The 18,060-nt window shown below is 70.5% G+C and carries 14 protein-coding genes; 9 read left to right on the top strand and 5 right to left on the bottom strand.

The genetic code is table 11. The annotated features are described in order from the left end of the window. Positions 1-325: 325 nt before the first annotated feature. On the top strand, positions 326-859 hold the full coding sequence (locus tag F4561_RS21095) for a TrmH family RNA methyltransferase (protein WP_312885416.1): 534 nt from the start codon (positions 326-328) through the stop codon (positions 857-859). Between the two features lie 87 nt (positions 860-946). Here the strand turns inward: F4561_RS21095 and F4561_RS21090 are convergent, their stop codons facing one another. Next, the gene (locus F4561_RS21090; protein WP_184581093.1) at positions 947-1,498 is read right to left on the bottom strand and encodes a helix-turn-helix domain-containing protein; all 552 of its coding nucleotides are present in this window, start codon (positions 1,496-1,498) and stop codon (positions 947-949) included. A 62-nt stretch (positions 1,499-1,560) separates the two neighbouring features. Here F4561_RS21090 and F4561_RS21085 point away from each other — a divergent pair, with 62 nt between their 5' ends. Further along, positions 1,561-2,481, top strand: coding sequence for an alpha/beta fold hydrolase (locus tag F4561_RS21085; protein ID WP_221445569.1), 921 nt, complete (start codon positions 1,561-1,563; stop codon positions 2,479-2,481). 61 nt (positions 2,482-2,542) lie between these two features. Here F4561_RS21085 and F4561_RS21080 read toward each other — a convergent pair whose 3' ends face one another. Next, complete coding sequence (locus F4561_RS21080; protein WP_246437250.1) at positions 2,543-3,454, bottom strand: 3-methyladenine DNA glycosylase; 912 nt, start codon at positions 3,452-3,454, stop codon at positions 2,543-2,545. Positions 3,455-3,551: 97 nt separating this feature from the next. Continuing rightward, a complete protein-coding gene (gene dacB, locus F4561_RS21075) occupies positions 3,552-5,180 on the bottom strand; it encodes a D-alanyl-D-alanine carboxypeptidase/D-alanyl-D-alanine endopeptidase (protein ID WP_184581092.1) in 1,629 nt (542 codons plus the stop codon). A gap of 210 nt (positions 5,181-5,390) precedes the next feature. Between dacB and F4561_RS21070 the strand changes: the two genes are divergently transcribed. Then, a complete protein-coding gene (locus tag F4561_RS21070) occupies positions 5,391-6,815 on the top strand; it encodes an aldehyde dehydrogenase family protein (protein ID WP_184581091.1) in 1,425 nt (474 codons plus the stop codon). A gap of 1,022 nt (positions 6,816-7,837) precedes the next feature. Then, positions 7,838-9,277, top strand: coding sequence for a sodium/glutamate symporter (locus F4561_RS21065; protein WP_184581090.1), 1,440 nt, complete (start codon positions 7,838-7,840; stop codon positions 9,275-9,277). A 75-nt stretch (positions 9,278-9,352) separates the two neighbouring features. On the opposite strand, the gene F4561_RS21060 is transcribed toward F4561_RS21065, so the two are convergent. Next, complete coding sequence (locus tag F4561_RS21060) at positions 9,353-10,405, bottom strand: trypsin-like serine peptidase (RefSeq protein ID WP_184581089.1); 1,053 nt, start codon at positions 10,403-10,405, stop codon at positions 9,353-9,355. Positions 10,406-10,592: 187 nt separating this feature from the next. Between F4561_RS21060 and dxr the strand changes: the two genes are divergently transcribed. The 5 genes from dxr to F4561_RS21035 all read left to right on the top strand — a co-directional run bounded on the left by dxr (position 10,593) and on the right by F4561_RS21035 (position 16,709). Beyond that, positions 10,593-11,789 carry a 1-deoxy-D-xylulose-5-phosphate reductoisomerase gene (gene dxr / locus F4561_RS21055; RefSeq protein ID WP_312885620.1) on the top strand — a complete coding sequence of 399 codons (1,197 nt, stop codon included), beginning with the start codon at positions 10,593-10,595 and terminating at the stop codon, positions 11,787-11,789. 10 nt (positions 11,790-11,799) lie between these two features. After that, positions 11,800-13,152, top strand: coding sequence for a M50 family metallopeptidase (locus tag F4561_RS21050; RefSeq protein WP_184581087.1), 1,353 nt, complete (start codon positions 11,800-11,802; stop codon positions 13,150-13,152). A 172-nt stretch (positions 13,153-13,324) separates the two neighbouring features. After that, positions 13,325-14,482, top strand: coding sequence for a flavodoxin-dependent (E)-4-hydroxy-3-methylbut-2-enyl-diphosphate synthase (gene ispG, locus F4561_RS21045; RefSeq protein WP_184581086.1), 1,158 nt, complete (start codon positions 13,325-13,327; stop codon positions 14,480-14,482). A gap of 443 nt (positions 14,483-14,925) precedes the next feature. After that, positions 14,926-15,768 (top strand): GNAT family N-acetyltransferase, encoded by an 843-nt coding sequence (locus tag F4561_RS21040; protein ID WP_184581085.1) that lies wholly within the window; start codon positions 14,926-14,928, stop codon positions 15,766-15,768. A gap of 422 nt (positions 15,769-16,190) precedes the next feature. After that, entirely contained in the window at positions 16,191-16,709 is a 519-nt protein-coding gene (locus tag F4561_RS21035; protein WP_184581084.1) for an ATP-binding protein, read from the top strand. A 52-nt stretch (positions 16,710-16,761) separates the two neighbouring features. Here the strand turns inward: F4561_RS21035 and F4561_RS21030 are convergent, their stop codons facing one another. After that, positions 16,762-17,553 carry an AMP-binding protein gene (locus F4561_RS21030; RefSeq protein ID WP_312885415.1) on the bottom strand — a complete coding sequence of 264 codons (792 nt, stop codon included), beginning with the start codon at positions 17,551-17,553 and terminating at the stop codon, positions 16,762-16,764. Between the last annotated feature and the right edge of the window lie 507 nt (positions 17,554-18,060).

Here is an 18,060-nt window from a genome sequence, read left to right as displayed (position 1 = left end):
CATTCGACCGCAATACCTGGCGGACAGCATCGGTGAAATCACTGGTCACAGGTTTTGAATAGGGCTCGTGACCGGGGGCGCCAGCCCTCGGTGGTCCGGCGGAGGGCCCGGATGGGCGCCGGGCTCCGCATGGTCGACTACGATAGCGGCCCGCGTTGCGCGGCGAGGGCGGTTCGCAGGGCTTGGTAGCCGAAATGCCCAGCGACGAAAGCCCGTTTCTGGTGCGCGGTGCGGTCCACCGGCTAGGGTTGAGGGAGGGTTCAACCACGTCGATGGCCCGGATGTGCCGCGAAACATCCCGTCCCATGCTCCAGTCGTTCCGGGAGTGCGACTCCCCGTCCCGGTGAGCGCCCCGCGGGCGCGGCCCCGCAAGGAACTGCGGTCCGGCCGCCGGCGCCGGTCGCATCGCTGCTGGGACCATGTCTACGCCGCCCCGCTCTGGCCGATGCACGGGGCGAACCTGGGCACCCTGCTCCGCACCTGCGACGCCGTGGGCGCCTGTCTCGCGGTGCCGCGGCTGCCCTGGGTTCCCGAGGCGCTGGCCCGCGGTAACACTTTGCGCAAGCCAACCTGTGTGCACTGGACCGGCGAACAGCTCGCGTGGTTGCGCCGGCAGCGCGAGCGCGGGGCCCGGGTGCTCGCCGTGGAACTGACAGACGAAGCCGAACGCCTCGCTGACCTGCAGGCGGCGCGCCAACCCACCATCGCGGTGCTCGGCCACGAGCGCGACGGGGTGCCCGCCGAAGCGCTTGAGCTGGTCGACGGGTCAGTGGAGATCCCCATGATGGGCACCGGCCTGAGCCTGAACGTGGCGGTCGCCGGGTCCCTGGTGCTGTACAAACTCGCCGGGCTGCTCTGACCGCGGGACAGTGCTACCGGCGCGGTGCGCCAGCCGTGCCGCCCGGCGGCACGGCTCGGCTCGGCGCCCGGCCGGGCGCCGGCGCCGTCACTGCTCGGGCGCGTCCTCGGGGGGCCGTTGGGTGGGGAACAGGATCGTGCTGAGAAGGTGCGGCGCGCGGTCCGGAGTCGCCTCGTTGGCCTTCCGGGACCAGATCGCGTCGCGGATCTCGTCGACCATCGCGGCGAGCTCGTCCTGGCTGAGCCAGATGGTGCCCTGCCAGTAGGAGACCCCGTCGGAGGCCGGGGCGGCGTCGTCGCGGTCGAGGTAGACGTTGAACTCGGCGAGCAGCGCGGCCACGAAGGAGGCGAAGCCGCGGCGGTGGTCCTCCAGCGGGAGCGCCGCGGCCGTTTCGCCGTCGATCACGGTGCGGTCCCGCCGCACCCGGTAGCGGCGTTCAACGGCGCCGCGCACCCGCTGCTCACCGTCGACCTCCAAGAGGCCGCCCTCGGCCAGCAGCCCGACATGCCGGTAGACGGTGGCCTTCGAGACGTCGGGAAGCCGGTCAACGAGCTGCGCGGTCGTGAGTCGCGCACCGCCGGACAGGGCGTGCACGATGCGGAGCCGCACCGGGTGTGACAGCAGTTCTACCGTGTCCATGTCGCTACGATCTCACGTGTGATACCTTTCTCAAAATTGAGAACGCATGATGAGCGGGAGCGATGATGCACCACGAGACGAACGGACTATTGGCCGCGCCCGGGGCGGAAGCGCCCTTGGGGCACCATTACGAGGTCGACGGGCGGCGGTTGCTGCTCCACCAGTCGGGCACCGGAGGTCCGTCGGTCGTGATCCTGCCCGGGGCGGGCTTCACCGGTCTGGATTACCTGAACCTGCACGAACGCGTCTCCGCGTTCACGTCCTGCGTGCTGTACGACCGAGCGGGAACGGGGTGGAGCGACCGGGTGGCGCTCCCGCGCACCGCTGCCGAGGTCGTTACCGAGCTGCGCGGCCTGCTGCGCGCCGCCGGCGTTCCGGCTCCGTACGTGCTGGTCGGCCACTCGCTCGGCGGGGCCTACATCCACCGCTTCGCGCAGATGTTTCCCGAGGACGTCGCCGGCCTGCTCTGGCTGGAGGGCTTCCACGCGGCGTGGAACGACCACATGCCGGAGGAGCTGCACCTGGAGGCCCAGAGCGACCTTCCCGAGCTGGACGAGGACATGCTGGCCGGCATGCGCGACTGGGTGGAGGGGATGTACGCGCGGTGGCCGGACGGCATTCGCGAGCTGCTCATCGAGGAGCGCCTCCGCCCGGACTGGGTGCGCGTCGGCGCCCGGGAGAGGAGCAGCATGATCGAGCTCGCCACCGAGCTCCGCACGCACGCCCATGCGGGCCTGCCCGACGTGCCACTGATCGCGTGCAGCGGCACGGGCCTCGACCCCGGTCAGGACGTGTTCCTCTCCGAGGAGCTCATTGGGCGGCTCAACGGCGGCAAGCAGGCCATGGACCGGGCACTGGCCGACTCGGTGCCGCGCGGGGAGTACCGCGTGCTCGATGGCGCGAGCCACAGCACGGTCCATATCGACCGCACGGACGACGTGGTCCGGGCGATCCACGATCTGGTCGAGCGCGCGGACCGGTGACCCCGGCGCCGGGGTCACCGCGGTCGAGGGGCGGGACCGCCGGAGCCCGGGGCGCCGGCGGTCAGGCGTCCGCTGTGAGCAGCTCGCAGACCCGTAGCAGTTGGGAGCGGAGGTCCGACGCCCGCTCCGCGAAGCGCCTCTGGGCCGCCGCGTACTCGGCCTTGCCCTCGCGTGTCTCGATCGGTACCGGGGTGTAGCCGTATGCGGAGAGGTCGTAGGGGGAGGCCCGCATGTCCAGCTCACGGACGTCGCGGGCGAGCTCGAAGCAGTCGGCCACCAGCTCGCCCGGCACCGCCGGCGTCAGCTTATAGGCCCACTTGTACAGGTCCATCGTCGCGTGCAGGCAGCCGGGCTGGTCCATGCGCGTCTGGCTGTCGCGGGTGGGGCGCAGCTCGTTGCGCGGCCGGGCCTCGTCGGTGAAGAACCGGTAGGCGTCAAAGTGCGAGCAGCGGATCCGGTGCGACTCCACGACCCGGTCGGTCCCTTCGGCGCCCAGGCGCAGCGGAAGCTGGGAATGGCGTGCCTCGCCGGGGCGCAGCTTATAGAGCATCGCCCACTCGTGCAGCCCGAAGCAGCCCAGGTTCGCGGTGCGGCCGTGCACCGCGCGCAGCAGGGAGGACACGAAGGACGCTGTCTCGCCCCGCTTCGCGAGGAACCGGTCGACGTCCAGCGCCACGCCACCGGGCACCTCGGTGTAGAACGACTCGCCGGGGCCGGCCGGAAGGACGCCTCCCGCGAGGCCGGCGCCCGCCCCGGGGTGCCAGCGGCGAAGCTGGGCGGGGCGGTGGCTGTAGTAGGTGAACAGGAAGTCCTCGACCGGGTGCGCGATCCCGTGCCGGCGACGGTGCAGATGCCCTTCGAGCAGCGCGTCGACGCGCTGGTGGTGCCGGGCCTCGCGCCCGGTCCAGTCGTCGCGGTCCAGCAGGGGCCACCGTTCGGGAGCGCGCTGGGGACTGGCGGCACGGGGATTCATCGGTGCCCAGCTTACTGCGCCCGGTACGCCGGTCGGCCCGGTTCAACCGCTGGTGGCGGCCTGCTGCCGGGCGCGGTTGCGGGACCGGCGGCCCTGGTCAGCAGGTTCCGGCCCAGGTGCATTCGAGCTCGCCCGCGGCGTCCCGCTCCGGAGCGCGCTGCGCCAGCGGGTCGGGCTGGCCGCTGGTGGCGGTGTCGCGGGAGAACTCGGCGAGCCGCACGGCGATGGCGTCCTGGACGTCTCGCGGGGCGGCCCCCTCGAAGCCGTTGTTGAGCACCGCGAACGCCAGCTCCTCGCCGCCGTTGCCGGTCACGTACCCGGACAGCGCGCTGACCCCGCTCAGGCTGCCGGTCTTGGCGCGGACGTTGGCCTCGGCGGGCGTGCCGCGCATGCGCTCGCTGAGGGTGCCGCCCTGCATGCGGTTCTCGGCGCCGGCGACCGGCAGCGAGTCCTCCCAGTCGGCGGCCCACGGCTCGTCCAGGGCCGCACGCAGCACGCCGGCCACACCGTTGGCGGTGAGCTGGTTGCTCCGCGCCAGCCCCGAGCCATCGCTCAGCTCGTGCTCGCCCAGCTCGGCACCGAGCCGGTCGAGCGCCGCCGCCGTCTCGGCGGTACCGGCCTGCCACGAGCCCTCGCCCGCGGACTCCCGGCCCATCGCTTTGACCAGGATCTCGGCGTGGCCATTGTTCGAGAGCTTCATGAAGGGCACCAGCAGCTCGGACAGCTCGGCCGACTCGGCGCTCGCGAGCTCGGCGGCGTCCTCGGGGGCCTCCGGCCCGGTACCGCGGTCGACGCCGCCACGCACCTTCACCCCGTGGTCCTCCAGGGCGCCGGCGAAGACATGGACGGCGTGGTCGGTGGGTTCGTGCACGGTGCGCAGGGTGCTGAAGTCCGTACCGCCCGCGGGCAGCGATCCGGTCGCGGTGAACTGGTTGGTACCCGGTTCGCGGTGGACGTCCAGGGCCGCCGCACTGCCGGGCGTCCCGGTGCTCGCCTCGTTGGTGAGGTCCAGGTTGCCGGCCGCGGGGTCCAGACGCACCTCCACCGGGTCGCCGCTCGCGCCACCGGGGGACGCGGTGACGTTGACGACGCCGGTGTCGAGGTCGTCGTTGGCGGCCACGGTCAGCGCCGAGATCTGTGCCGCGTAGTAGTAGGGCTCGTCGTCGGCCTCCCAATCGGGGTGCAGCCGCTGCGTGTCGAACCAGGTGTCGTCGGCCAGCAGGTCTCCGGTCACCTCGGTCACGCCACTGCCGGCGACCTCGGCGGCCAGATCGTCGAAGGCGTCGCTGGTGAGGCTGGGGTCGCCGGTGCCGGTCAGGTAGAGATCTCCCTCGACCACACCACCGGAAGGCTCCTCGGCGGCCGAGACGGTGGTGTCGAAGGTGTGGTCGGGGCCGAGCACGTCGAGAGCGGCCACTGAGGTGAGGAGCTTCATGTTCGAGGCGGGGATCAGCGCGGTGTCGGCAGCATGCTCGTAGAGGACGTCCCCCCTGTCGAGGCTGCGTACCACGACCCCGGAGGTCGCCCCGTCGAGAGCGGGGTCGTCCAGCAGGGCGTCGAGGTCGCTGCGCAGGTCGTCCACACCGCTTCCGGCGTCGGCCGCGGATGCGGGCGCCGCCAGGGGGGCGAGGAGGGCGGTCGCGGTGAGCCCGGCGACTGTGAGCACGGCGGTCGGGCGGCCGAGGGCGGAGCTGGGGGAGCGGGGGGTAGCGGGAGCGATCGGCATGTGGGCCTTTCCTCCGACGTGTCGCGGACACCGGGAGGGAATCTACCGTTCTCGCGCCCGGATGTCCCGGCACGACCCGCGTGCGGGCGCTGGCGGGTGCGAAACGGGTGGGGCGCGGCCGGCAAACCGCGCCGCGGGGGAGCGCACGGCGAGCCAGTATGGCCAATATGGACAACGTGCGCGGCGAGGCCGCCGACTAGCGTCGTACGCATGACAACGCGTCCGTTTTGGCTGTCCGGGGCCGCGGCCACCGGCGACAGTGAGATCACCCTGACCAACCCCTACGACGGACACCACGTGGGGGAGGTGTCGGTGCCGTCCGCGGACCAGATCGAGGAGGCGGTCGCCGCCGCGGACTCCGTAGCGGCCACAGCGGCGGCGCTCCCCGCGCACACCCGGGCCGAGGCACTGCTGCACGTCTCCCGCGGGCTCGCCGCGCGCGCCGAGGAGATCGCGCGGACCATCACCGCGGAGAGCGGCAAGCCGATCAAGTGGGCGCGCGCCGAGGTCGACCGTGCCGTCTCGGTCTTCCGCCTGGCCGCCGAGGAGGTTCGGCACGACAACGGTGTGCTGCAGCGCTTGGACACCGACCCGTCCGGAGACGGGCGCATGGGGATGGTCCGCCGCGTCCCCAAGGGGCCCGTGCTCGGGATCTCGCCGTTCAACTTCCCGATCAACCTGGTCGCCCACAAGGTCGCTCCCGCCATCGCCGTGGGCGCACCGATCCTGTTGAAGCCGGCCCCCGCAACGCCGATGAGCGCGCTGATCCTCGGTGAGCTGTTGGCCGAGACCGACCTGCCGCCCGGAATGTTCTCGGTCCTGCCCATGCCGAACGAACGCGCCGCGCCCCTGCTCACCGACCCCCGGCTGCCGGTGGTGTCGTTCACCGGCGGCCAGTTCGGCTGGGAGATCCAGCGTCTTGCCCCGCATAAGCACGTGACGCTGGAGCTGGGCGGGAACGCGGCCGCGGTGGTGCTGGCCGACGCCGACCTGGAGCGGGCGGCGCGGCGCGTCGCCGTCTTCGCCAACAACGCCGCTGGCCAGGTCTGCATCGGTGTGCAGCGCGTGGTCGTGGACGACGCGGTCTACGACGCGTTCACCGACCGGTTGGTAACCGAGGTGGAGGCGCTGCCGACCGGCGACCCGAGCGCGCCCGAGACCGAGGTCGGGCCGATGATCAACGAGGACGCCGCGGTCCGGGTGCTCGACTGGGTGGAGGAGGCCGTCGCCGCCGGCGCGAAGCTCCTCACCGGCGGCACGCGTGAGGGCAGCACGGTCGCGCCGACCGTGCTGGCGGAGGTCCCCGGCGACGCCAAGGTGCTGCGCGAGGAGGTGTTCGGGCCCGTCGCCGTGCTGCAGCGCGTGAGCGGCGCCGAGGAGGCGTTCGCGGCGGTCAACGACAGCGCCTACGGGCTGCAGGCGGGGGTGTTCACCCGGGACATCCAGGTTGCCTTCCGCGCGCACCGCGAGCTTGAGGTCGGCGGTGTGGTGATCGGCGACGTGCCGACCTACCGTGCTGACCAGATGCCCTACGGCGGTATCAAGAAGTCCGGCGTCGGCAAGGAGGGCGTGCGGTCGGCGATGACGGACCTGAGCTACGAGCGCGTCATGGTACTGACCGGCATCCAGCTCTGAGAGGCACCGGTACTGCTCGCGGGTGGTCGCGCAGCTAACGAGAGCGGTGATGGCAGCGGATGGGCCAGCCCGCGCCCATCGGTGCGGGTGCCCGGTGGTGGCGCGCCCGACGGCGGCAGCGAGGACGGTGGGTGGGCCAGCCTGCGGAAATCGTCACTGGTGCCCGGTGGTGACGTGCCCGACGAGGGCGGCGAAGGTTGGTGGTGGGGGCCAGTGGGGGTGTCTGTGGTGTCGTTTTCGGTGCTGGGCGCGCCGAGAGTGTCTGTGGGGCCGGTCTCGGCGCCGAATCTGTCCGCCCGGTCGGTTTCGGTGCCGCGCGAGCCTCCGCGCGCCCGCTATGTCTGGATTGTGGGCACTCTGTGCGCTGACGCTTCTTGAGGATTTCGTTCCTTCAACGCGCGTTGAAGGAACGAAATCCTCAAGATCAGCGATGAGCAGCGCTGAGAATACCCGCGCGGTCACTCTCGATGCGCGGCCGCCGTCGCACGCCTCACCATCGGGCACCCGTACCGCTCATTGGGGGCTGGCCCATCCGCTGCCTTTGGTGCTGCTTTCGTCGGGTGCGCCACCATCGGGCACCCGTACCGATAACCGCGGTCTCGGCCACCCACTGCCTTCGCCGCCCTCGTTGGACACGCCACCACCGGGCACCAGTGACGATTTCCGCAGGCTGGCCCACCCGCCGTCCCCGCTGCCCTCGTCGGGGCCGTCACCATCGGGCACCCGCACCGATTACTGAGGGCTGGCCCACCCGCCGTCCTCGCCGCCGTTGCCGAGCCGCACGCGTGTGGGTGGCGAACCCACGAACTCCACAGCGCCACGAAGCCCCCGACCCCGCAAGACCGGCACAAAAATCGGGTACGTGCGCTGCGGCTTTCTGTCGGATCCTGCAACGTGTAGCCGGGCGATAACGCGTAGCATGCGAATTTGGTGCGGGCATGACGGGGCACACCCGAGGTCCCGGCATCCGTATGCGCGGATGTGGTAACAGCCTGGCACGTTATGTCGACGGAGAGGTATTGATGTCCCCCGAGACCATCGGTTTCGCGCTCCTCCTGCTGGGACTGTTGCTGCTGGTCGCCAAGCTCGTCCGGGTGAGGTGGCGGCTCTCGCAGCGGCTGTTCATCCCCAGTTCGATCATTGGCGGCGGCATTGCGCTGATCCTGGGGCCCGAGGTGCTGGGCCAGGTGGCGTCCCTGGCCGGTGCCACCGGGCTCGCCGAGGCCGGACTGTTCACCCCGGAGATCCTGGAGGTCTGGGAGGCCCTTCCCGGCCTGCTGATCTCGATGGTGTTCGCCGCGTTGTTCCTCGGCAACCCGATTCCGCGGCCCCGCGAGGCGGGGCGGCTCGCCGGCCCGCAGATCGCGTTCGGCGCCGCTCTGGCCAGCGGGCAGTACGTCCTGGGGCTGCTGCTCGCCGTCCTGGTCCTCGGCCCGGTGTTCGGGCTGCCGCCCCTGACCGGCGCGTTGATCGAGATCGGGTTCGAGGGGGGCCACGGCACGGCGGCCGGTCTCGGGAACACCTTCGAGGCGGCCGGGTTCCCCGAGGGGCAGGACCTCGCGCTTGGGATGGCCACGGTCGGTCTGCTGTCCGGGATCATCTTCGGCATCATCCTGATCAACTGGGGTGTGCGCACCGGAAAGACCCAGGAGCTGCGCAGGGGTGCCAAACCGACGGTCTCCGAGCAGATGGGGCTGGTCGAGAAGGAGAACCGGCGCGCCGCCGCGACCCTGACCGTGCACCCCTCCTCCGTTGAGCCGTTGGCGCTGCACTTCGGACTGATCGCGATCGCGGTGGTGATCGGCCAGCTCCTGCTGTGGGCACTGCAGTGGCTGGAGGCCCGGTTCTGGGTCGACCAGGTGCAGTTGTTCGAGTACGTCCCGCTGTTCCCGCTGGCCATGCTCGGCGGGATCGTCGTCCAGCTGGTCATCGACCGGTTCGACCGCCTGGACGTCGTCGACCGGCAGATGGTCGAGCGGATCCAGGGATTCTCCCTGGACATGCTGATCATCTCCGCCCTGGGGACGCTCTCCCTCCAGGTCATCGCGGCGAACTGGGCCCCCTTTTTGCTGCTGGTCGTCGTGGGCCTGGCGTGGTCGCTGGGCGCTTTCGTGTTCCTGGCCCGGCGGATGATCCCCGACTACTGGTTCGAGCGGGGCATCGGCGACATGGGCCAGTCCATGGGTGTCACGGCGACCGGGCTGATCCTGCTGCGCATCGCCGACCCCGACCTGCGCACCCCGGCCTACCCCGCGTTCGGGTACAAGCAGCTCGTGCTGGAACCGTTCTTCGGCGGTGGCCTCGTGACGGCCGTCTCGATTCCGCTGATTGTGCAGTACGGCCCCTACGGGCTGCTCTCGGGCATGGCCGTGGTCCTCGCGGTCTCGCTGGCAGTGGGCCTGCTGTACTTCGGCCGCCGCGGGCAGGCGAACGCGGCCGCGAGCGGCAGTCCGGCGGAGTGACGCCGCGGAGGCTCCGGATGCCTGAACGCGGCCCCCCGGGCGACGGACCCGGGGGCCGCGTGTTCGGGGCCCGCGTTACAGCGAGCCGGCCTCCTCGTACAACCGCTCGGCTTCGTCGCCAAGGCGCGGTCCGAACTGGGTCGAGGCGTCGTTGGCGTACTTGAAGCTGATCACCGACGTGATCGTGCCCTCACCGCTCGCGGGGTCGAAGTCGGTCAGCCAGGGGCCGCCGCTGGACCCTTCGGTCATGGCGCAGCGCATGCCGCTGGCGGTGGTCCCCCTTTTGTCAGCCGTGGGACGGCCCGCGCAGTAGTGCAGCCCACTCCCGTCGAAGCCGCCGGCCGTGGGGTAGCCGAACGCGTAGGTCTGCTGCCCGGAGCGGTCACCGAACGCGATGCGCTGGGCGCCGACCTGGTCCTGCACATGGTTGTCGCCGGTGGGGTGCAGCACGGCCATGCCGAAGTCGAAGCTGTCCTCGGCCTCGGCGGACCATTTCCGGTCGACGAGTGCCTCGCGAACCACGTACCGGCCGTAGGGCGCCTCGCCGTTGTCGTATCCCGGGACGAAGGTCCAGTTGCCGGCCCAGGCCCCGGTGCCGTCCTTCAGGCAGTGCCCGGCGGTGACAACGGTGTCGCGGTTCTCGGCCGGGACCACCGCGGCGGAGCAGGTGAGGTCGCGCCCGCCCATGGTCAGGAAGACCCGCCCGGTGGTCCGGGTGACCGCGCCGCCGGAGGTCCACCGTTCCCCGGTGCTGTGCTGGCCCGATGCGGTCCGGGACGCACTCGGCCGGGTCCGGCCGTCCTCCGTGCCGCCCTCCTTCGTCTCGGGGGTGGGAAATACCTCGTCGAGCAGCGATCCCGCCGGTAGCGCGGACTCCATGCGCTCGGCGGTCCAGTAGTCGAGCACACCCTCGCGTTCGGCGCCGTTGGCGCCGGAATGCCGGACGACCCCGTCGGGCTCAGCGGCTGCCGGCGGCCCTTGGGACGCGAGGCGCGCGGCACCACTTGCCGAATGCGGGGCGGTGTGGTGGGCAGGATGGGCGGCTGCGGCTTCCGCGGCCAGCGGACCGGTCAGGATGAGCGTCACCGCGATCGGCCCAAGGAGCTTCGACGTGCTGGATACGGTCATAGCACGAGAGCATTTCATACACTGCGTAATCACGTGCGTACTTTGGGTTCGCGAGGTGTGTCGATCGGCGCGGACCAGTCCTCTGTTGGGCCCAACGTTCGGTTGGCGGGTGCGGGACAATGGGGGGGTGCGAATCGCGGAACAGTTTCTTGCCCACGACACCTCCCCCGAACGGCCGCGCGAGGTGGTGATCCTTGGGTCCACCGGTTCGATCGGCACGCAGGCTGTCGACCTGGTCACCGACAACCCCGGCCGGTTCCGGGTGGCCGGTCTCGCCGCAGGCGGCGGGCGCGTCGACCTGCTGGCCGCGCAGGCGTGCCAGCTCGGGGTGGACACCGTGGCGATCGCTGACCCCGCGAAGGCGCCCGCGCTCGCGCGGCAGCTGAGCGAGCGCGGACACGCCGCCAAGGTGCTCACCGGCGCCGAGGGCGTCGCCGAGCTGGCGGGGTGGCCGTGCGACGTCGTCCTCAACGGGATCACCGGTGCGCTCGGCTTGGAGGCGACCCTGGGCGCGTTGCGCGCCGGCAGGCTGCTCGCGCTCGCCAACAAGGAGTCGCTCATCATCGGCGGACCACTGGTGCGCGCGGCCGCCCAGCCGGGCCAGATCGTGCCCGTTGACTCCGAACATTTCGCGCTGGCGCAGTGCTACCCCCGCGCCCGGTCCACCGGTTTGGCCAGCCTGGCCCAGGGCCAGGTCAACGCCACGCTGGACGAGGTACGCAAGCTGGTCATCACCGCCAGCGGCGGGCCCTTCCGCGGGCGCTCCCGCGCCGAGCTGGCCGACGTGTCCCCGGAGCAGGCGCTGAACCACCCCACATGGGACATGGGCCCCGTCATCACCGTGAACTCGGCCACGCTCGTCAACAAAGGGCTGGAGGTGATCGAGGCCAACCTGCTCTTCGACGTCCCGTTCGACCAACTGGAGGTCGTGGTCCACCCGCAGTCGGTGATCCACTCCATGGTCGAGTACACCGATGGTTCCACGCTCGCCCAGGCGAGTCCGCCCAGCATGCGCATCCCGATCGCCTACGGGATCAACTGGCCGCATCGGGTCAGTTCCGCGGCGCCGGCCGTGGACTGGACCCGCGCGCACACCTGGACCTTCGAACCGCTGGACGCGGAGGCGTTTCCAGCGGTTGCGCTGGCGCGGGACGTCGGGGCGGCCGGAGGGACAGCTCCGGCCGTCTACAACGCCGCCAACGAGGAGGCGGTCGCCGCGTTCCTCGGGGGGAAGCTGGCGTTCACCGCAATCGTGGATACGGTTGCGCGGGTAGTCTCAGAACATCAATGGGTGGGCACGGCGGACACGAGCCTGGCCGATGTCTACGCCGCCGACGAATGGGCTCGGACACGTGCCCGGGAGATGATCGCCCGGATCGCATGAGGAGAGGTACATGGTCGCGTTACTGACCACGCTCGGGATCGTTCTTCTCTTTCTCGGGCTGCTTCTCTCCTTCGCCTGGCACGAGCTGGGCCACCTTGCCACCGCGAAGATGTTCGGCGTCCGCTGCACCGAGTACATGGTCGGCTTCGGCAAGACGTTGTGGTCGACCCGCCGCGGCGAGACCGAGTACGGCATCAAGCTGGTCCCGCTCGGCGGCTTCGTCCGCATGGTCGGCATGGCCCCTCCTGGCAAGCAGGACACTTCGGGCAAACCGCCCTCGCGCTGGCGCGCGATGATCGAGGACGCGCGCGACGCGTACAACGCCGAACAGCGGCCAGGCGACGAGGGGCGGCTCTTCTACACGCGGGCGCCGTGGAAACGGGTCATCGTGATGGCCGCCGGCCCGGTGATGAACCTCATCCTGGCCGCGCTGCTCTTCAGCACCGTTCTGATGGGGCTCGGCGTCCACGAGGAGACCAACGAGGTCGGCACCGTCTCCGAGTGTCTGGTCTCCGTCGAGGAGGCCACCGGCGAGTGCCCCGAGGATGCCGAGCCGACCCCGGCGGCCGCGGCGGGGGTGCAGCCGGGCGATCGCATTGTGGCGGTCGCCGGGACCGCCACACCCGACTGGCAGGCCGCGAACAAGGAGATCCGCGAGCACACGGGCCCCACGGAGATGAAGGTCGAGCGCGACGGTGAGACCGTCACGCTCGAACCCGACCTGGTCCAGAACGAGCTGCCGGCCCGCGATGCGGACGGCGAGATCATCTACCAGACCGACGAGCGCGGCCGGGATGTCTACGACGACGAGGGCCGGCCGGTCCCCGAGACCGAGACCGTCGGCTTCCTCGGCATCACCTTCGCCACCGAGCGGCAGACCATGACCGCCATGGAGACCGCCGGGTACATGGGCGACTCGCTGGTGCTCGTCGGCGAGGCCATCGTCTCCCTGCCCTCCAAGGTGCCCGACCTGTTCGGCGCGGCCTTCCTGGGCGAGGACCGCCGGGCCGACTCCCCCATAGGCGTGGTCGGGGTGTCGCGCATCGGCGGCGAGGTGCTGTCCCAGCCGCTGCCCGTGGTCGACCGCGCCGTGATCATGCTGACCATGCTGGGCAGCGTCAACCTGTTCCTGTTCGCGTTCAACATGTTGCCGCTGCTGCCGCTCGACGGCGGGCACATCTTCGGGGCCATCTGGGAGTCCCTCCGCCGGAAGGCGGCCCGGCTGTTCCGCCGCCCCGATCCCGGTCCGTTCGACGTGGTGAAGCTCATGCCATTGGCCTACGTGGTCATGCTGGCCTTCATTCTGTTCAGCCTGATCGTGCTGGTAGCCGATATCGTCAACCCGGTCCGCCTTCTGGGTTGAATCGGGCGAAACAACCACGTCAGGCGGTACGGACGGGTATTCTGGGCACTGCCCGTGGAAAACGGGCGCTCCCGTCGAATTTCCGCCGGGGTGCGCCCTGCGCTGCGGCTCCTCCTGCTGATGAATCAACGACACCGCCGGCCGAGTCCCGGCGGTCGACGAGGTGAAACGCGTGACCGTTGATCTTGGAATCCCTGCCGCCCCGCAGCAACCCGTAGCTCAGCGGCGTAGATCGCGGCAGGTCATGGTCGGCAACGTCCCCGTCGGTGGGGACGCCCCCGTCTCCGTGCAGTCGATGACGACCACCGTTACCTCCGACATCAACTCCACGCTGCAGCAGATCGCCGAGTTGACGGCGAGCGGCTGTCAGATCGTGCGGGTAGCCGTGCCCACCAACGACGACGCCGAGGCGCTGCCCGTCATCGCCCGGAAGTCCCAGATTCCGGTTATCGCCGACATCCACTTCCAACCGAAGTACGTGTTCGCCGCGATCGAGGCCGGGTGCGCCGCGGTTCGGGTCAACCCGGGCAACATCAAGAAGTTCGACGACCGGGTTGGCGAGATCTCCCAGGCCGCGAGCGACGCCGGCATCCCCATCCGCATCGGGGTGAACGCCGGGTCGCTCGACAAGCGCCTGCTGGCCAAGTACGGCAAGGCCACTCCCGAGGCGCTGGCGGAGTCAGCGCTGTGGGAGTGCTCGCTGTTCGAGGAGCACGGCTTCCGCGACATCAAGATCTCTGTCAAGCACAACGACCCCGTCGTCATGATCAACGCCTACCGGCAGTTGGCCGAGCAGTGCGAGTACCCGCTGCATCTCGGGGTCACCGAGGCCGGCCCGGCGTTCCAGGGCACGATCAAGTCGTCGGTGGCCTTCGGCGCGCTGCTCGCCGAGGGGATCGGCGACACCATCCGGGTGTCGCTGTCGACCCCGCCGGCCGAGGAGGTCAAGGTCGGCATCCAGATCCTGGAGTCGCTGGGGCTGCGCGAGCGAGGCCTGGAGATCGTGTCCTGCCCGAGCTGTGGCCGGGCCCAGGTCGACGTCTACAGCCTTGCCGATGAGGTCACCGCCGGGCTTGAGGGGATGGACGTCCCGCTGCGGGTGGCCGTCATGGGCTGTGTCGTCAACGGTCCGGGCGAGGCTCGCGACGCCGATCTCGGTGTCGCCTCCGGCAACGGCAAGGGCCAGATCTTCGTCAAGGGTGAGGTCGTCAAGACGGTGCCCGAGTCGAAGATCGTCGAGACCCTGATCGACGAGGCGATGCGCCTCGCGGAGGACATGCAGGAGTCCGGTGTGGAGTCCGGCACCCCTGACGTCTCCGTGGCCGGCTGAGTGCTGCCGCGCTGAGGCGGCGATAGGCCGCCGCCCGGCGCGGGCGATCCGCGGCCCCCTAGGGTGCGTGCTGTGGCGCTGCCCGGCTTTTTGCGAGCGCGGGCGGCGCTTTCCCGTTGTCCGGCGGTGGCGTTCGCCCCGTGCGCGGGTTCCGGAGGCTGCTGTCTCCTGTCGGTGGTGCGAAGACAACCCCCAGGTGATGCGGGCCGCCCTCGTGTCGGTTGGGCACCCCTTGGGTGCCGGGGCGAGAATGCGAGGTGCGCTATCCCGCTGACAGGTCGCCCTGTATCCGCCCGGATCCGGTCATCCCATAGCTGGGTAGTCGACTAGGCTGGATTGGCGAGGATCGTGGCTGCTTGAGTGGCGGTCCGGTTACGATGACGGTACGTGCGGCGGCCCCGGCTGCGGTCGGCGGCAGCAGCTCTCAGGTGAGGTGATGCGGGGTGCTGCGGACCTCGTCGGTGCGGATGCTCGGCGAGCGCGACCGGGAGTCCGTCTACGCCCTACTTGACGCCGATCCTGTGGGCAATGTGTTCGTGAGTTCCCGACTGCGCGCCTCAGGTCTGCACAGCGGCCGGCTAGGCGCCGAAGTGTGGGGCTATGTCGAACGCGGCTCCCTCACCGCATTGTGCTACTCGGGCGCCAACCTGGTGCCGGTGAACGCTGGTCCGGTCGCTATCCGGCATTTCTCCGAGCAGGCGCGCAGCCAGGGACGCCGCTGCTCCTCGATCGTCGGTCCGGTCGACGCCGTAAGTGACCTCTGGTCGCGCCTGGGCCCTTTATGGGGACCGGCTCGCGCCATCCGGGAGCGCCAGCCGGTTCTGGAGATCTCCGAGCAGCCCCACACCGCCCCCGACCCGTTGGTGCGACGGGTCCGGATGAGCGAGTTCGGGCTCGTCCTGCCGGCCTGTGTCGCGATGTTCACCGAGGAGGTGGGCGTGCCGCCCGACGCCGGCGATGGCGGCTCGCTGTACCGCGCACGGGTCGAGGAGCTCGTGCGCACCGGCCGGTCGTTCGCGCGGATCGAGGGCGGCCGGGTCGTATTCAAGGCCGAGATCGGAGCCGTCACTCCCTACGCGTGCCAGATCCAGGGAGTGTGGGTGCATCCGGACCTGCGCGGCCGAGGGCATTCGGAGGCGGGGATGGCGGCCGTGGTGCGGTACGCGCTGGCCGAGATCGCTCCATGTGTCACGCTGTACGTCAACGATTACAACACTCCCGCTCGGGCCGCCTACCGCCGCGTGGGTTTCCGTGAGGTGGGCGCGGTCAGATCGGTGTTGTTCTAGGGGCCAGGAGCGGGGCTCGGGCCGCTGATCGCCGCGCGCATCCGCGGCCGACAGTGGCCGCGGGCGGGCCGACAGTCAGGGGCACCGCCGACCCGCGCAAGCGATTATCGTTGTTGTGGGTCGGCTGTGTCAGGGATTTCATCGGATCGTGTCCTGGCTGGGCGGCCACCCCCGTGGACCGCGGGGCCCACCCGGCGGCCATACTGGCAATTGGCCGTTACATGGTGCGGAATTGCAGCTCAGAGAGGTTTTTGTGGGGGTAGCCGGGTTCCCTTTGTCGGATCGGTAAGAGACATGTGTCCACGTTTTGTGGGGTATCCGAGATGGACCAGCGGCCCGTGTGCTGTCCTGGTCCTGGTGCGGGTTGTCTAGGGTAAGGGCCGTCGGCTTATTGCCGGATGGTGATTGGGAGTGACGTGGGGATGACCGATTCGCAGCGAGTAGACGAATACGCCGCTGTCGACCCCTTCGAAGCTCCTATGCTGGACACCCCCACGCTGGACGCCGCGGAGGAACTCTCCGATGTCGCCACGGACCACACGGTGTGGAGCTGTGTCGGCAACCTGACAGCGGTGCGGTCCATCCGGGCCCGGGTCCGCGAGTTCCTGGAGAAGACCGCCTATCCGGCCGCGCTCGTGGACGACACCGAGCTCGCGGCCAGTGAGCTCGCGACCAACGCGCTGCTGCACTCCCGCTCGGGCCAGGTTGGCGGGATCATGACGCTGTTCATTCGCACCGAACGCGACCGGGTCCGGGTCGCGGTCGCCGACCAGGGGGAGAAGAGCGGTGCGCGCGACAGCGCGTCCGACGAGCCGCGCTCGGAGAACGGCGACTACGGCCGGGGCAAGCTCATTATCGAGAGTTGCTCATCGCGCTGCGGCGAGTACTGGACGGACCACACGCACGTCGCGTGGTTCGAGATCGACATCGTGCAGGAGTGACCGCGCCGCGTCCCGCGACCGCTGAGGCGTTCCCGGCGCACCTCAGCCGTGCTCAGTTCCGGGTGGCGACTCGGGTGGGGACGGGTGCCCCGCGCACAGTCGCGCCGGCCGTCGCCAGGACACGCCGGATCTCCGGTTCGGACTCGGTGGCGATGGTGACCACTGAGACGCCGTGCCACAGCGCGAGCGCGGCCAGCGCCGTCCGGCTGGGCTCGGGCATGCCCGACTCGACGGCGACGACGTCGCCGTGGCGGAGGTCGAGCTCGGCGTCGAACTGGCGGAACCGATCGAGTAGGTCGGCCTGACCGTAGAGCGTCGTGACGACGCCGCCTCCGGTGGCCTGGTACCCCACTATCCCGCTGTCGAACGCGTCGTGCGCGGGACATCGGGGCGCGCTGTCGGCGCTGGACTCCAGCAGTTCCTCGAACGGCGTGGTCTCGGGCGCTGAGCCGAACGCGATGACCTGGCGGACCCTTGACCGTTCGGCCATCTCCAGCGCGGCCGTTGCCAACGGGGATGTCACCAGCAGGAGCCGGGTATCGGTCTCGGTGAGGACCTCGATCTGGGTGTCGGTGTCAATGGTCCCGTTCTTCTCCAGCGGAAGCGCGACACCGCCGACCGCCAGCACCGTGTAGACCGCGGTGAGCCGCGCGGGAGAGACCGGTGCCAGGATCGCCACGACGTCGCCGGGCCAGACCCCCCGCGATGCCAGCCCCATGGCGGCGCGCTCGACGGTGCGCGCGAAGACGCGTGCATCGGTCCTCGGGCCCCCGGCTTCGGAAACGGTGGCGATGCTGCCGCGACGCCGCAGCTTATTGAGCAGACCCGTGGTGAGCGGCCCCACTGGCTCGGCCCCGTGCTCCCGCGAGCGTGGTGGCGAGAGAGGCCGGGGTAGCGGGTTCCCCGTCATGTGCATCCCCCCGGGTCGCGTGGCCGTGCTTGGATGCCGGGCCCGTCACGCCCCCTCCACGCGGCGAGTCCGGTCGCGCCGTGACCGTCGGCGCCGCGGGCGCCTCTCCCCGGGTCGCGTGGCCGTGCTTGGATGCCGGGCCCGTCACGCCCCCTCCACGTGGCGAGCCCGGTCGCGCCGTGACCGTCGGCGCCGCGGGTGCCTCCCCTCTGCGCACCCGCGGCGGCACGGTCTCCATGGTCGACCCGGACCGGACGGTGGCCGTGTGCTCCACCGCTCCCGTTAGAATCGGAGCGGAGCGCCTGACGGGCCAGTATCCGTCCGCAACTGCCGCGGGTCCCCGGAGTTTCGCGCCCAAGAGGGCGTGAGCCGCGCTCGTGACGATCGCCGTTCGGGTCACGGCAGAGTGCGATCTCATGCGTCAACCCTAACGTTGCGCAA

Origin of the sequence: Lipingzhangella halophila, assembly GCF_014203805.1 — a bacterium.
Taxonomy (GTDB): domain Bacteria; phylum Actinomycetota; class Actinomycetes; order Streptosporangiales; family Streptosporangiaceae; genus Lipingzhangella; species Lipingzhangella halophila.
This window is presented reverse-complemented; position numbering and strand designations above follow the sequence as displayed.

Bases quoted from the DNA above. Each gene is read 5' to 3' on its own strand.
- F4561_RS21090 (WP_184581093.1), bottom strand. From the start codon at position 1,498: ATGGACACGGTAGAACTGCTGTCACACCCGGTGCGGCTCCGCATCGTG.
- F4561_RS21085 (WP_221445569.1), top strand. From the start codon at position 1,561: ATGATGCACCACGAGACGAACGGACTATTGGCCGCGCCCGGGGCGGAA.
- F4561_RS21080 (WP_246437250.1), bottom strand. From the start codon at position 3,454: ATGAATCCCCGTGCCGCCAGTCCCCAGCGCGCTCCCGAACGGTGGCCC.
- dacB (WP_184581092.1), bottom strand. From the start codon at position 5,180: ATGCCGATCGCTCCCGCTACCCCCCGCTCCCCCAGCTCCGCCCTCGGC.
- F4561_RS21070 (WP_184581091.1), top strand. From the start codon at position 5,391: ATGACAACGCGTCCGTTTTGGCTGTCCGGGGCCGCGGCCACCGGCGAC.
- F4561_RS21065 (WP_184581090.1), top strand. From the start codon at position 7,838: ATGTCCCCCGAGACCATCGGTTTCGCGCTCCTCCTGCTGGGACTGTTG.
- F4561_RS21060 (WP_184581089.1), bottom strand. From the start codon at position 10,405: ATGACCGTATCCAGCACGTCGAAGCTCCTTGGGCCGATCGCGGTGACG.
- F4561_RS21050 (WP_184581087.1), top strand. From the start codon at position 11,800: ATGGTCGCGTTACTGACCACGCTCGGGATCGTTCTTCTCTTTCTCGGG.
- F4561_RS21035 (WP_184581084.1), top strand. From the start codon at position 16,191: ATGACCGATTCGCAGCGAGTAGACGAATACGCCGCTGTCGACCCCTTC.